10 protein-coding genes, 1 tRNA gene and 1 riboswitch are annotated in these 15299 nt (G+C 48.9%); of the genes, 6 read left to right on the top strand and 5 right to left on the bottom strand.

Going from position 1 to position 15299, the window contains the following annotated elements:
* Positions 1 to 239 precede the first annotated feature (239 nt).
* Positions 240 to 2924, bottom strand: a complete 2685-nt coding sequence (locus BUE76_RS16805; RefSeq protein WP_083596500.1) for an MGH1-like glycoside hydrolase domain-containing protein — start codon at positions 2922 to 2924, stop codon at positions 240 to 242.
* Positions 2925 to 3352: 428 nt separating this feature from the next.
* Between BUE76_RS16805 and BUE76_RS16800 the strand changes: the two genes are divergently transcribed.
* Complete coding sequence (locus BUE76_RS16800) at positions 3353 to 4201, top strand: 3-keto-disaccharide hydrolase (protein ID WP_073043157.1); 849 nt, start codon at positions 3353 to 3355, stop codon at positions 4199 to 4201.
* 69 nt (positions 4202 to 4270) lie between these two features.
* On the opposite strand, the gene BUE76_RS16795 is transcribed toward BUE76_RS16800, so the two are convergent.
* Together BUE76_RS16795 and BUE76_RS16790 are read right to left on the bottom strand one after the other, a co-directional pair.
* Positions 4271 to 5602, bottom strand: a complete 1332-nt coding sequence (locus BUE76_RS16795) for an O-acetylhomoserine aminocarboxypropyltransferase/cysteine synthase family protein (protein ID WP_073042954.1) — start codon at positions 5600 to 5602, stop codon at positions 4271 to 4273.
* Positions 5603 to 5711: 109 nt separating this feature from the next.
* A riboswitch (SAM riboswitch) is annotated at positions 5712 to 5818 on the bottom strand.
* 96 nt (positions 5819 to 5914) lie between these two features.
* Complete coding sequence (locus BUE76_RS16790) at positions 5915 to 7207, bottom strand: MFS transporter (RefSeq protein WP_073042951.1); 1293 nt, start codon at positions 7205 to 7207, stop codon at positions 5915 to 5917.
* A 563-nt stretch (positions 7208 to 7770) separates the two neighbouring features.
* Here BUE76_RS16790 and BUE76_RS16780 point away from each other — a divergent pair.
* From BUE76_RS16780 to murQ, 3 genes are all read left to right on the top strand, one after another.
* Positions 7771 to 9438: an Ig-like domain-containing protein gene (locus BUE76_RS16780; RefSeq protein WP_073042947.1), complete on the top strand. Its 1668-nt coding sequence runs from the start codon at positions 7771 to 7773 to the stop codon at positions 9436 to 9438.
* A 71-nt stretch (positions 9439 to 9509) separates the two neighbouring features.
* Positions 9510 to 10880 (top strand): glycoside hydrolase family 140 protein, encoded by a 1371-nt coding sequence (locus tag BUE76_RS16775; protein WP_073042944.1) that lies wholly within the window; start codon positions 9510 to 9512, stop codon positions 10878 to 10880.
* A gap of 277 nt (positions 10881 to 11157) precedes the next feature.
* Positions 11158 to 11994, top strand: a complete 837-nt coding sequence (gene murQ / locus BUE76_RS16770) for an N-acetylmuramic acid 6-phosphate etherase (RefSeq protein ID WP_073042942.1) — start codon at positions 11158 to 11160, stop codon at positions 11992 to 11994.
* Between the two features lie 142 nt (positions 11995 to 12136).
* On the opposite strand, the gene BUE76_RS16765 is transcribed toward murQ, so the two are convergent.
* Positions 12137 to 12220, bottom strand: a tRNA-Leu gene (locus BUE76_RS16765).
* Between the two features lie 60 nt (positions 12221 to 12280).
* Positions 12281 to 13459 carry a sensor histidine kinase gene (locus BUE76_RS16760; RefSeq protein WP_073042940.1) on the bottom strand — a complete coding sequence of 393 codons (1179 nt, stop codon included), beginning with the start codon at positions 13457 to 13459 and terminating at the stop codon, positions 12281 to 12283.
* 246 nt (positions 13460 to 13705) lie between these two features.
* Here BUE76_RS16760 and BUE76_RS16755 point away from each other — a divergent pair, with 246 nt between their 5' ends.
* Together BUE76_RS16755 and BUE76_RS16750 are read left to right on the top strand one after the other, a co-directional pair.
* Positions 13706 to 14806 carry a glycosyltransferase family 2 protein gene (locus BUE76_RS16755; RefSeq protein ID WP_245798348.1) on the top strand — a complete coding sequence of 367 codons (1101 nt, stop codon included), beginning with the start codon at positions 13706 to 13708 and terminating at the stop codon, positions 14804 to 14806.
* Between the two features lie 184 nt (positions 14807 to 14990).
* Complete coding sequence (locus BUE76_RS16750; protein WP_073042938.1) at positions 14991 to 15218, top strand: hypothetical protein; 228 nt, start codon at positions 14991 to 14993, stop codon at positions 15216 to 15218.
* Positions 15219 to 15299: the final 81 nt, after the last annotated feature.

The following is a 15299-nucleotide window of genomic DNA, read 5'->3' as shown; positions in this document are numbered from 1 at the left end:
ATTAGTGATTAGTGATTAGTGATTAGTGATTAGTGATTAGTGATTAGTGATTAGTGATTAAAAATCTTTTAAGGTACGAAGGGAAACTTGTATTGGCAGCGGCTGTGATCCAGACTTATGTCGGGATATTGTTCTATTATAAGAGATTGAAATAAATACAGGCAAACTAATCCATGCTGCTGTGATAGCACATCAGGAACCTTTCTAATAAAAAACACCGGCATCATGCCGGTGTTTTTTTATGCCTTCAAAATCGCATCAGACTTGGTGTTTGTTTCCGGGAGTAAATGGGGTGCGCATTTTTCCGGCTTGTTGCCGTATTCTGAAATCAGTTCTGCAACCAGGGCCGTCCAGCCTGTTTGGTGGGCGGCACCCAGGCCACGGCCATTATCGCCGTTAAAATATTCATAGAACAGTACCAGTTGTTCATTTTCCGGGCGCTGGTAAAACCAACTGTATTCCCCATTGTAGCGACGGCTGCCATCCTTGTCTTTGTGGAACAGCGATATAACCCTGCCGGTTAGTTCATCGGCCACCTGGCAAAGATTCAACTGAACCCCCGAGCCGGTAGGATATTCCACCTGTATCGACTCGCCATAAAATTCACCGTACTTGCGCAGGCTTTGAATGATCAGGTAGTTGATGGGTATCCAAACCGGGCCACGCCAGTTGGAGTTGCCGCCAAATATGTCGGAAGTGGAATCACCCGGATCATAACGGATGGTATAGCTGTTGCCATCGATGGTCAGCGAGTAGGGGTGTTCCTCGTGGTATTTGGATAAGGCCCTGATGCCACCCGGCGACAAAAACTCCGCTTCATCTAACAGGTAGCGCAGCAGGTGTACCAGCTTGTCTTTGGGCACCAGCGACAACAGTATTTGTTTGCCATCTTCACTTTTTTCGTTGGGCCAGAATTTCTTATTCTGCAAACGGTATCGTTCAAACCATTTATATCGTTTGCTGAAATCTTTAAGCTTTTCAAATTTCTTTTTGTCGATGGTAGATACTGCGTACAGGGAAGTTAAACCTACAATAGATTTAATGCGGAGCGGCAGGTTATCGGCACCTTTGCGCACCAGCACATCATAGTAAAACTTGTCTTCCTCGTTCCACAGGTGATGCTCGTTAAGCGATTCTGCAATGAGCACAAAATGTTCGAAGAACTTGGTTGCTGTATCTTCAAAAGAAGGGTCATGTACTGCAATCTCCAGCGCCATGTCCATCATGTCTAAGGCATAGGTGCCCATCCAGCTGGTGCCATCGGCCTGTTCCAGTTCTACTTCGTTAAGAAAGTGGTAGCTGCGGTTGAATACCCCAATATTATCCAGCCCCAGAAAACCGCCTTCAAAGATGTTGTTGCCATTGGGGTCTTTCCGGTTGATCCACCAGGTGAAATTAAGCAGCAGCTTTTGAAAAGCTTTTTTCAGGAAAATGATATCGCCAACTCCGCCTTTTTGTTTCTTTTCAATTTCATATACCTGCATGGCTGCCCAGGCATGTACCGGCGGGTTCACATCACTGAAGTTCCACTCGTAAGCGGGCAGCTGGCCATCGGGTTTCATATACCATTCGCGCATCAGCAGCAACAGCTGGTGTTTGGCAAATGTTGGATCGGCAACAGCCATCGAAATACACTGGAAAGCAAGGTCCCATGCCGCATACCAGGGGTACTCCCATTTGTCGGGCATGGAAATAATATCCTGGTTTTTCAGGTGACTCCATTCGTGGTTGCGGCCAGTCTTTTTTCCCTGGCTTACCGGCGTAATGCCATCCGATGTGTTGAGCCAGCGCTCCACATCAAAGTGGTAGTATTGTTTGCTCCACAATAACCCTGCAATTGCCTGCCTTTGTATCAGGGCCATGTCTTTATCCATACCCTTGGGCAGAATGTCGGCGTAGTATTCGTCGGCTTCTTCCTTGCGGATGGTAAAGAGGTATTCAAAGCCTTCGGCAAATGGCTGCTTTTGCGGTTCATTACACAGGCGGCAGTAAATGGTTTGTGTATCTCCGGCAGCTATCCGCATTTTGTATACCGGCGAGAATTTGGTGCCCGATTTTTTACGGCGCAGTTCCTGTATGTTGCTGCCATTGATAATGGCCTGGTGAAAAGCATCCTTGGTGAAGAGGTCTTCGTTGGGAATACCCTGTACAATTTCCGTATTGGTTACATTGTTGGTAAACAGGGCATCGTTGGCATGCTGGAAATATAAATAGTACTCACCCAGGCGCTTGTGGGTAGCCTTCACCGAAGTTTTATCAACGGCACTGATCATGGGCGGCTCAGCAAGTTTCTGGTTGCTCTGCCTGTTGTAAAACCACAAGGTGGGCAGTACCGTAATGTCAGCCGCTTTGTTGTACCTGTTGGTGATATCAATACGGATAAACACATCCTGGCTATTGCGCTTGGCATAGGTTACCTGAACGTCGAAGTACTGGTTGTTGTCGAACAAGCCGGTATCCAGTAATTCATATTCCACTTCCTGCCGCGAACGTTTGCGGTTCTCCTGCCGTAACAGGTCGTATGGAAATGCCTGCTGCGGATACTTGTACAGGTATTCCATGTAGTAATGCGTCGGTAGGTTGTCGAGGTAGTAATACAATTCCTTTACATCCTCGCCATGATTGCCTTCACCGTTCTTCAGGCCAAAGAGGCGTTCTTTAAGTATGGGATCCTTGCCGTTCCAGAGGGCTACGGCAAAGCAAAGATTCTGTTGTATATCGGAGATGCCGGCCAGTCCATCCTCGCCCCATTTGTATGCACGGCAATGTGCATGATCGAAAGGAAAATAGTTCCAGGCATCACCATAAGGGCTATAATCTTCCCGCACCGTGCCCCACTGGCGTTCGCTCACGTAGGGTCCCCACTTTTCCAATGGAACGGGTTTGGAGGCATTGGCTGCCAGCCTTTGATGTTCAGCGGTCATAAATCGTTCGTTCGTTTTAATCGTTCTATTGGCAAATCAACCGCATGAAGGGGCAAAAATAGGAAGCTGCCCTTAAGAAAGGTACGTTTTCCGCTGCTAACAGCCGCAGCATTCGTTGCTTTGAGAAAGTTGCCTGGCAGAAACCAGGCATACGGGTTTGTGCGAGGGCCGTATTGCCGCTAGCTTTTTTGCAGTTAAAATGGTGGTTCATCTTCGGATATTGGTGGCCACATGCTGGGCTGCGCCAAAAGCGAAACTAAAAGAATCCGGGCAACGGTTTTATGCCCTAGAATGCATATCGGGAAAAGCCCAGTTTTTTTGGGTGAATGCAGGAAAAGCTTCGGTGAGCATGCCGGATGCATGTTGAATAAAAATCAAGTGTAGCTGCTTTTGATGATCACATCGGTTTGGCGGCTTATCTTAAGGGCATGAAAAAGATGATCCTTTGGTGTTGCCTGTTGCCGGTTTTTTTGTTTGCCGCCTGTTCCGCATCACGCTCAGCAAAAGGCGATGGATGGGAGCAGCTATTCAACGGTAAAGACCTTAACGGCTGGACCATCAAGATCAAGGATCATCCACTGGGTGAGAACTACGCCAACACCTTTCGTGTGCAGGATGGCATGATGCAGGTACGCTACGATGGGTATGATGATTTCAAAAGGCAATATGGCCATATTTATTTCAATAAACCTTATGCTGCCTACCTGTTGCAGGTAGAGTACCGTTTTGTGGGTCAGCAGGCCAAGGGCGGAGAAGGTTGGGCAATTCGCAACAGCGGTGCCATGCTCCATTGCCAGGATCCAAAAACCATTGCGGTGGAACAGGATTTTCCCATTTCACTGGAAATGCAGTTCCTGGGTGGTGATGGAAAAAATGAGCGTACTACCGCCAACCTCTGTACACCCGGAACCAATGTGGTGTTGAATGGAAAACTATTCACGCCGCATTGTGTCAACTCCACTTCCAAAACCCTTCATGGTGAACAGTGGGTGCGTGCTGAGGCACTTGTGTTGGGCGATTCGCTGGTGCAGCACATCATCAATGGCGACACCGTTTTTACTTTTACCAAACCCCAGTACGATGGCCGTGATCCCTGGGTAAAAAAATTGGGTTTGCCTGATGGGGGTGCTATTAAGAAAGGATTTATCTCCCTGCAATCAGAAAGCCATCCGGTTGATTTCCGCAATGTGCGGATTTTCAACCTGGAGCCCTACCTCAATAACCCGGCAAAGTTGCAGGCACAATTGCAGCGCCTCCGGTCAGGGAGTGCCAATTAATTGGAAATATTGAACCAAAAAAATGGGTGCAGTAAGGTACTGCACCCATTTTTATAAAAGGCTGTTGGCTTAGACTGTTACAGCTTCAGTCTTTTTTACAAATGCCGCTTTAAAGGCATCAACAAAGTCTTCCCGGATATCATCAATGTGCTCAATACCGAGGGATACCCGCAACAATCCAGGTTCCACACCGGCAGAACGCTGTTCGGCTTCGCTCAGTTGTTCATGGGTTGTTGTGGCAGGATGAATGATCAGGGTTTTGGCATCACCTACGTTGGCGAGATGACTTACCAGTTGCAGGCCGTTTACAAATTTATCGGCGGCTTCTTTACCCCCTTTGATCTTGAATGACAGCACACCACCGAAGCCATTGCGCAGGTATTTTTTCGCCAGTTCGTGGTACTTGTTTTCCTTCAAGCCTGGGTAGTTGACATATTCTACTTCATCACGGGTTTGCAGCCATTGGGCCAGTTCTAAAGCATTATCTACCGTGCGTTGTACGCGCAGGCTCAGGGTTTCCAAACCTTGCAGGAAGAGGAAGGAGTTGAAAGGACTAACGGCAGGTCCCAGGCTCCGGAGACCGGTAACCCTTGCACGGATGATATAGGCAATATTGCCAAAAGGTGAGTCGGAACCAAACACTTCCCAGAACTTCATACCATGATAGGCTTCATCGGGTTGGGTGAAGTAGCTGAACTTGCCATTGCCCCAGTTGAAATTGCCCCCATCGACAATGATACCGCCAATGGAGTTGCCATGACCACCGATCCACTTGGTAGCGGATTCTACAATAACGTTGGCGCCAAAATCAATAGGGCGGCACAGGTAACCGGCTGCGCCAAAAGTATTGTCTACAATCAGGGGAATACCTGCTTTATCTGCAATTTCTGCAAGGCGCTCGAAGTCGGGAATGGCAAAGCGGGGGTTACCGATGGTTTCTACATATAACGCTCGGGTGCGATCGTCAATGTTCGCAGCAAATTCGGCGGGATTGTCGCCATCAACAAATTTAACGTTGAAGCCTAATCGCTTGAATGAAACCTTGAACTGGTTGTAAGTACCACCATAGAGGTAGGAAGAGGAAACAATATTGTCGCCCTGTTCCAGTATATTTTGCAAGGCAATAAACTGCGCCGACTGTCCCGACGAAAGGGCCAGTGCACCAACACCGCCTTCCAATGCCGCCACACGTTTTTCAAACACGTCGGTGGTAGGGTTCATCAGGCGGGTGTATATATTGCCAAACTCACGGAGGCCAAAGAGGTTGGCGGCATGCTCAGCCGAATCAAAAACATAGGAAGAGGTTTGATAAATCGGTACTACCCGCGATTTGGTAACGGGATCGGGTTCCTGTCCGGCATGTACCTGTAAGGTTTCAAAACGCAGCTTTTTCTGTGCCATGGTGGGTTGTTTTTATTGGTGATATAATCATCCGTACCTCAGGCACTATCCATAAAGTTGCAGCCTGATGTGCGAATAGCGAATAGCGATTGGTGTGTTGCATACTGCCAGTTTATTATTCCCGCATGTGCAGGACAGGTATTGGCACCATGCAACAAGTATTGCGGTTGCCAGAGGGTCGTGGAGCCTGGTCTCTCACCTCGTTCTCAATAAATGGAATAACCGGTTGGTGTTTCGAATACTCTACAAATATAGTAGGATAAAGAAAGGGGCAAAATTTATTTTGCCCCTGCAGGAAAAGGTAAGCGCCCTTTAGTTTGCAGGCTGTAGTTCCTTGTATTTTTTATAAGCAGCAGAAATCTGTTTACGATAAGCCAGCAGCAGCAGGGCGGCCACCAGCACAACTCCTGAATTGATGGCAATGGCTGTAGGGTACCCCAGTTTTTCGCTCAAATACCCCACCTCGAAATTACCTACCGGCGCCATGCCCATAAACATCAGCAGGTAAATACTCATTACCCTGCCGCGGTATTCGGGCAATACCATGCTTTGTACCAGGGTGGTGGTTACAGCCGATTGTGCAATCAATCCTAAGCCCACAAAAAACAAAAGGGGCAGGGCTGTATGCAAGGACTTGGTTTGCGAAAAGAAGAAAAGGCATATGGCAAATAAGGTGGCGCCGCCCGATACAAAATATACCGGCCGCACCTTCCGGGCAGCGGTGCTGACGATAAATGTTGCCAGCAGCGAACCCAGCCCGGTGGCTGTATACAGCCATCCCAGCCCCGAAGCATCCAGTCCGAAACCTTTTTGGGCAATTGCAGGCATCAGGGTGGAGTAGGACCAGCCAAATATGCTTAGCGTGCCTGCAAAAAGCAATACGGTGCGGATAACAGGGTGGCTGACGGTGTAGCGGATGCCTTCCCGGATGGCCGTAAAAGTTTGCAGGCTGGCGGGTGGCGGCGCAGCTTGGAGGCGCATAAAACGAAGGGCTATCAGTACTGCGCCGTAGGAAAGCCCGTTGGCGACAAAAGCCCAACCCGTACCCACCAGGGCTATCAGTACGCCGGCTATAACAGGCCCGATTACCCTGCCTGTGTTAAAGATGGCCGAGTTGAGGGCAATAGCCGAAGGGAGTTCTTCCTTGTTTACCACTTCCGGTATAAAAGCCTGGCGTGCAGGCGCATCCAGCGAGTTGACCGTGCCCATGGCAAAAGCCGCACTTGCGATCACCCATATATTGGTAAGTCCGGCAATGGTTACCAGCCCCAGGCCCGTTGCCAGCACCAGGTTAGCCAGTTGGGTAAGTGCAAGGATCTTTTTCTTGGGAAAACGGTCCACAATCACCCCGCCAAATAAGGAAAAGAATAGGGAAGGTGCCGTGGCAAGTGCTGCCACCATGCCGATCAGGAATTCGGAGCGTGTAAGCTGGAGTACCAGCCAGCCCTGGGCTACAATCTGCAGCCAGGTACCAATTACGGATACCAGTTGTCCGGCAAAATAGATGCGGTAATTTTTGTTCTGCAGGGCCGGAAAGGCCGCTTGCTTGCCGGGCAGGGTAGTGGCTGCAGCCTGCTGTGGCGGGTGGTTACTCAAACCTTTCATTGGTGGGTATTCCCGAAAAAATTATGCCTGTAACATATAAGTATTAAACTATCAACCCCAAACGAAGTCCGAGTAATCTCCAACTTCGATAACAGGATCCGGAAGTTTGAATGCATCCAATTGAAAATATAAACGATATATTATTGGAAGAGAAGGAGGGGGTTGTTGCTAAAAAGGAGTGCATGTGTCATTTTGCAAGTTTTGCCAAACAGTGTAACAAACAAAAGAATTTGCAACTTGATTGTACCTCATTAAGGCTGGTATGGTTTTTTACAAATAATGAGCATACCTCAGAAGCGGGATTATTTATGCCTTTCTGGTTAAGAAAAAGCATATTTTTGCATCTGTTGAAAAATAAGAATCCCGTACGTTTTACTTGAGTAAAGTCATTATCCCCTGCATAAAAACCTGCTATTTTCCAATCCTATAGTAAATGGTAATACGTAAGTATACCAAGCATTTCATAATCACCGAAACTGGAAATGAAGAAGAGGGTTGGAATCTATTTTATAGGGCTTTTGCTATTAACAACGATGGCAGCTGGAGGGTATAAACTTTTCCAGATGCATCGGCCGTACATTCCCAAAATCACTCCGGAAAGAGATGCGCAAAGGGTGAACGAGCATGTAGCTATTGCCACCCGCAACCTTGTCCTGCCAAATGGGCCCATCAACAAATCAACAGTAAATTCTGCTTCCGTTTTCCTTACCGAAATGGTAAGTGGACAATTGGTGCCTGCGCAGGTAGGATGCGATGCAGAAGGGGACACAATCCTCCTGGTTCCCGAATCGCCCCTAAAATTAAATACAACCTATCGCTTTCATGTTACCAGTGGCGTGCGGGATGTGAAAGGGTTTCCGGTAAAATCTTTTTATTCCGATTTCTCTACCGGTTTGTTAGCCAGCAACGGATTGAACCAGGTTCAGTTTTGCAAAGAGAAGCTGCCTGATACGGATGGCCGTTTTAGTTCCCTGGTTTTTGGACCGGATGGAAAACTGTACGCCCTAAGTATTGAAGGTCTGATTAAACGTTTTTCCATCAACCCGGATGGTAGTTTAGGAGCTGTGGAAGACCTGTATGGTTTACAGCAAGCATATGGCAAAAAAACGGAGCGGCTGGCAATAGGTTTGACCTTTGATCCCAAAGCAACTGCTGATAATCTGGTAGCTTATATCACCCACAGCAGCTTTGTGCTGGATAATGGTCCCGATTGGGACGGCAGGATAAGCCGTTTGTCAGGACATGATTTGGGCAAGGTCCAGGACCTTGTTATTCACCTGCCCCGTTCTGCAAAAGATCACCTGACCAACAGTATTGCTTTTGGGCCGGATAGTGCCCTGTATATTGTACAGGGAAGTACCAGTGCCATGGGAAAAGGAGATTCTACCTGGAACATGCGCGAGGAACACCTGCTATCCGGGGCTGTATTGCGCCTGGATTTGAAACATCTGGGAAAAATTCCCCTTGATGCACGCACGTTTGATGCAGGCGGCCCATACAATCCCTTTTCGCCAGGTGCACCATTAACGTTGTATGCAACAGGCTTCCGGAATGCCTATGATTTAGTATGGCACACAAACGGTTCTCTTTATGTGCCGGTTAATGGTTCTTCTCCTGGTGGTAATATACCCGGCGCAGTAGCCGGTGTTCGGTCGGCCATGGGTAAAGTGTATAAAGGACCTGAAGCCCCGGCTTTATTCAAGGTTCGCCAAAACCAGCCAGACTTGCTGATGCGGGTGGAAAAAGGTGGTTATTATGGGCACCCGAATCCATCACGAGGTGAGTTTATCATGAATGGAGGCAATCCATCCGATGCCGTAGATCCGGTTGAGGTTTCTGGTTACCCTGTTGGAACCAAGCCCGACCCCAATTGGCGGGGTGTAGCCTTTAATTTCCTGGGTCATAAGTCACCCAATGGCATCATTGAATATAAAAGCAATGCATTTGGTGGTGCACTAAAAGGTAAAATGATCGTTGCCCGCTATACTCCTGGCGACCTGGTTATTTTAGAACCAGGCAGCATGAACAAGGATATAGTGAACTTCACTGAAGGCAATGCGATCATCGGTTTTTCAGGATTTGTCCTTCCCCTGGACCTGACGGAAGATCCCCACACCGGTAATATTTATGTGTCTGATTATGGTACGGGCGGCATTTACCTATTGCGTGCTGTCACCAACTTCCAGAAAGGTCAAACTTCCAAGCTTTTGTTTGCCAACCGCAGGTACTGATGACACTTCCTTGCTGATGCATTTTCCGGCAGGATGTACGCTTTTCATTTTGGGGAGATATATTTATTCCCATGAAACGATTGCCTGTCCTCCTGCTCCTTTTGTGGAGCCTCCCGATTTTTGCACAGCTCAGGGTTAGTGATAACAAGCGTTTCCTGGTACAAAAGGATGGTACCCCGTTCTTTTGGTTGGGTGACACCGGCTGGGAACTGTTTCACCGCCTCAACCGCGATGAGGCAGACCGCTACCTCAAGAACCGCGCGGATAAAGGTTTTACGGTAATACAGGCTGTGGTACTGGCCGAACTGGACGGGCTGCATGACCCCAACCCTTACGGCGAAATTCCACTCGCGAATGATGATCCTACCAAACCAAGGGAGGCTTACTTCAGGCATGTCGATTATATCATTGACAAAGCAGCCACCTATGGTTTATATATTGGCTTGCTGCCTACCTGGGCCGATAAAATCAATAAAGACCGCTGGGGCGTGGGGCCGGAAATTTTTACGCCGGAGAATGCCCGCTGGTATGGCCGCTGGCTGGCCAACCGGTACCGCAACCGGAAAAACATTATTTGGATTTTAGGTGGCGACCGTAACCCACGCGGCGAACAGGATGTCGCTATCTGGCGGGCCATGGCTGCCGGCATTGAAGCAGGCGCTGGTGGAGCCGACAATGCCTTAATGACTTTTCATCCCCAACCCAACAGCCTGGAAGACGGCGGATCATCCAAATGGTTTCATAAGGATGCATGGCTTGACTTCAACATGTTTCAAACAGGCCACTGCCGCGAAAATAATGTCTGGGACCGGGTTAAACTGGTGTGTGACCGCCAGCCCTACAAACCGGTACTGGATGGCGAAACACTGTACGAGGATCATCCTGTTTGTTTTAATGCAAAAGACCTGGGTATTTCCAGCGCTTACGATGTGCGCAAGCACGCATGGCTGGATGTATTTGCCGGAGCCTTTGGCCATACCTATGGTTGTCATGACATATGGCAGATGTATGCACCCAACCGCCAGCCGGTGAACGGCCCGCATTTTCCTTGGTACGAAGCCATGGACCTGCCCGGTGCGGGCCAGATGCAGTGGCTGCGTCGCCTGGTGGAATCCCGGCCTATGCTGGACCGTGTACCCGATCAAAACCTCCTGCTCAACGCCGGAGGGGCCAACGATCGCATCCAGGCAACAAGGGGCAAGGATTACCTTTTTGTGTATAGTGCGCAAGGAAGGCCTGTTTCCCTGAATATGGGTAAGATTTCGGGGACTGAAGTGGTAGCGCATTGGTACGATCCGCGTACCGGCAGCTTCAAAGCCGCAGGAAAATTTGCCAACAATGGCCGGCAGGAGTTTACACCACCTGCTTCCGGGTATGGACAGGATTGGGTGCTGGTGGTAGAAGATACGAGTAAGGCGTATCCAACCGAGTGGAAGAAATAAACTTAGGTATGCTTCAGCAAAGGACTCCTGGTGAGCCCTTTTTATTTCACTATTGCGCAGGATACGGATGTTTGATGACGGAACAGCAACCGGAAGCGGAGTAATGCGCTATTTCCATACCTCTTTCGCAATCGGGAGGATCATCTGGGTAAAACAAGCGAACCGGAGCAATACTTTGCCAAAACCTATCTTGCAAACCAGGCCAACGCGGCCTTGTGCTTTTTTGTGCAGTAGCAACCTGTTTGAATGCACTGCGCTTCCAATTAATAGTAAGAAGATGTTACCTGATAATCACCCTGAATTTGTAAGAACAACCGAGCAGCCTTCGCCATACCGACACCTTGAAACCAAACCGGTATCGGAACTGCTGCAACTGATCAATGAAGAAGACCGCACTGTGCCGGATGCAGTGGCGCAGGCATTGCCGCAGATCACTGCTTTTGTGGAAGCTGCTGCCCTAAAGATGAAAGCTGGAGGACGGATATTCTATATTGGCGCAGGCACCAGTGGCCGGTTGGGTATACTGGATGCTAGCGAATGTCCGCCTACCTATGGTGTGCCTTATGGGCTGGTGGTAGGAATTATTGCCGGTGGCAGCCGCGCCATTACCCGGGCCGTTGAAGGTGCCGAAGATGATGCCGCACAGGGCTGGAAAGACCTGGAGGTACACCAGGTGAGTCCTTCCGATGTGGTGCTGGGCATAGCAGCCAGCGGCACCACGCCCTATGTAATTGGCGCCCTGGATGAATGCCGCAATAGGGGTATTCTTACCGGCAGCATCAGTTGCAATGCCGGCAGTCCCATGAGTGCAGCGGCTCAATACCCTATTGAAGTAGTTGTGGGCCCCGAATTTGTAACCGGCAGCACCCGCATGAAAAGCGGCACCGCACAGAAATTGGTACTGAACATGATTTCTACCACGCTCATGATACAATTAGGCAGGGTGGAAGACAATAAAATGGTGCACATGAAACTGGCCAACAAAAAGTTGGTACACCGGGGTGTAAAAATGCTGATGGAAAGAGCCAAGCTTACCGATTATGAAGCTGCCCGTGCTTTATTACTGGAACATGGGTCGGTAAAAAAAGTGCTGGATTTTCTGAAGTGTCCTTGAGTGCCGTGGTGGCTATTGCAGCCTGCAGTAGGCAAGCAGTTTTCCAATCAAAAAAACCAGTTCCGCTGCTATGGATAAAGGGAAACGGGGATTGGGTTTAAGCATAAAAAAAGCTCCGAAGAATCGGAGCTTTTTTGTGTTGTGCCCAGGACTGGATTCGAACCAGCACGCCGTTGCCAGCACCACCACCTCAAGGTGGCTTGTCTACCAGTTTCAACACCTGGGCAACCGTGGTAAAAAACAGCAAATGCAACCACTGTTTTTCCCGATTGGGTGGCAAATGTAATTACTTTCTCAATACAATCCGAAAAGTTGTGCCTTTTCCTGGCTCAGAATTTTTTACAAATAAATTTCCGCCGTGGTATTGGTCCACAATTCTTTTCGACAAGCTAAGCCCAAGGCCCCATCCACGGCGTTTGGTAGTAAAGCCGGGGCGAAAAACCTTGCGTAAATTTTTTTTCAGAATTCCTTTGCCGTTGTCGGTAATATCAATCAGTACTTCTTTTGGTTGCTCCTGAATGTCGATGGAAATGGAGCCTTTGCCTTCCATAGCGTCCAATGCATTTTTCAGCAGGTTTTCAATCACCCAGTCAAAAAGTGGGGGTGATAGGGGAGCGGTGATTTGTTGCGCCGGTGCGTTGATGTGGAAAGCCATTTTGCCCGGCGCCCGTTTCCGGATGTATTCCACCATATTGCTTACCTGTTCTACCAGGTTGCGGGGCTCCAGTTGGGGCTTGCTGCCTATTTTGCCAAAGCGGTCCGACACCAGTTGAAGCCGCTGCACATCTTTTTCAAGTTCGGGCACCACGCGTTCATTACCTGGAATGTCGCGCAGTATCTCCAGCCAGCCTTCCAGCGATGAAACAGGTGTGCCCAACTGGTGGGCAGTTTCCTTGGCCATGCCGGCCCAAACCTGGTTTTGGGTACTGCGGTAAGAGGAGCGCAACAGCAAAACCACCACAATAATGAACAGGCCTACAATGAGCAATTGAACCATGGGATAGTAACGCACTTCCTGCAGCAGCCTTGAAGGGCCGAAATAATACAGGTTGCGTTGGGTGCTGTCCGTAGGGTTGATCCATTCTACCGGCGGGTTGGTGGCTTTGTAGGATTTAAGTCTTTGTTGCAGGTAAGTGTTGCTATTGGCTAAACGCACATCATCTCCAGTGGACCAGCCGGCAAGCACTGCTGTGGAGTCGAGGTTGACCCAATTGGTAATGCTGTCTTTTTCCGTGGCTTCAATTATGGGGATATCGGTTTGCAGGATGATCATGGAGGCCAGGCGAATGTCAGAGTTTGCCGGGTTATTGATAAATGTGCCTGCAGCCACCCATTGCGCTACTTTCTGCCGTTCCTCGCGTTCAATTTTCTTGGCCAGGTAAGAAGAGTAGGAGATGGTGCCGCTCACTATCAGGATGGCCAGAAGTGCCAGCAGGATGCGCCAACTGAAAAAGCTTTGAAGCATGAACGAATGTAGGCAAAGAAGGAGTTTGGTTTTTACATTTAGCATTAAACTTTCAGTGGCATGCAGAAGGGTTGCAAGCTCCAGTTCCCATAACAAAACAGGAACTTACATTTCCATGCAGCAATAAAAATTAACCTGGAAGATTTATCCAATCGGGCCTGGCTCCAAGTCCTGGAAAAAGCAACCACTATTCCGTATTTGAATCAGGGTTCTGCTGCTTGCTGTAAAGTTCCAGCCTTACCCTCAATGGGCCGCCTTCCTGCCTTTCTCCCGCAAGAAGCTTATTTTCGCTCCTCTTTCGAAATGAACCAACAGCAGCAGCCCCTGGTGGCAATCGTCATATTGAACTGGAATGGCAGGCATTACCTGGAGCAGTTTCTGCCTTCTGTATTTGCTTCGGGTTATCCCAACCTGGAAGTAGTGGTTGCTGACAATGCTTCTTCCGATGATTCCGTCTTGTTTTTGCGCCAACATTACCCACAGGTACAGGTGCTGGAGCTGGCGCAGAATTTTGGTTTTGCCAAAGGCTATAACGAAGCGCTCAAACATGTAGCTGCTCCTTATTACATGTTGCTGAATTCGGATGTTGCTGTAACGCCCGGTTGGCTGCAACCCATGGTGGCACTGCTGGAGCAGCAAGCCAATTATGTTGCCTGCCAACCCAAGATCCTGGCTTATAAAAACCAACAAAAATTTGAATATGCCGGTGCTGCCGGCGGCTGGATTGACGCCTATGGGTATCCCTTTGCAAGGGGACGTGTGTTTGATATTTGCGAGGTGGACGAGGGGCAGTACAGCGATGCACAACAGGTGTTTTGGGCCAGTGGTGCGGCGCTGCTCATCAAGCGGGAAGCCTATCATGCTGCCGGAGGTTTTGATCCCTACTTTTTTGCCCATCAGGAAGAAATTGATCTTTGCTGGCGCCTCCAGCGAATGGGTAAGCAGATTTGGTGCTGCCCGCAATCGGTGGTGTACCATGTAGGTGGTGGCACCCTGCCAAGGGGCAACAGCCGAAAGACCTTTCTTAACTTTCGCAACAACCAGATCATGCTGGCAAAAAACCTTGCCTGGAGCGAACTGTGGTGGAAAATTCCTTACCGCCAGGCACTGGATGCACTGTCGGCGTGGAAAGGATTGCTGACCGGTGACGGCGGCTATTTTATCGCTATAGTGAAAGCGCATATTGCCTTTGTGGGATGGTTGTTTACAGGCGAACGACAGCGGGTGAAAGGTCCCCGCAAGAAAATGCGGCAACTAACCGGTGTATTTGGGCGCAACCTTGTGTGGCAGCATTTTGTACTGGGCCGGCGCAGGTTTACAGATGTTGTGCAAAAAAGCAACAAGTAAACTGTTTGGTAAAAGGATCTTTGTTTTCTGTTGGTATTACAGGCTGCGTTGGCCCTTACAAAGCAAAAATGCAGCGAAGCCCATTAGCGGTTAGCTCCCAAATAGGAGTGTTGGTAAAAAGAGTGTCATAAGTTTTTGGTTGTTTGTTTGCTGCTCCCTTAAATTTGCACCACAATTCACAACAATGGATTTGCAACAAGAATACCGGGAAGAGTTAGAGAAAGTTCAGGACCGTGATTTTACGCATAGCTGGGTTTCCTCTTCTGCTTTTTTGTTTTATCTGAGCGTGTTCTGCCTGCTGGCATTTGTATTGGGTACCTGTGGTAAACTGTACACCCAGCGATACGACAACCAGAAGGTTGACAAGGTACACGTACAGGAAAGCACCAAATACACGCCCGAGTACAAGTAAAAAAAAGTTGGTGGTTTCAAAGAGCTTCTTATCTTTGCCACCCCAACGGAAAACGAAGGGTAAGAAACAGTTCTTATAAAC

It is taken from the genome of Cnuella takakiae (assembly GCF_001953305.1).
GTDB classification, from domain to species: Bacteria; Bacteroidota; Bacteroidia; order Chitinophagales; family Chitinophagaceae; genus Flavisolibacter; species Flavisolibacter takakiae.
Note: the sequence above shows the minus strand (reverse complement) of the source record. Positions and strands in the feature narration are given on the sequence as shown.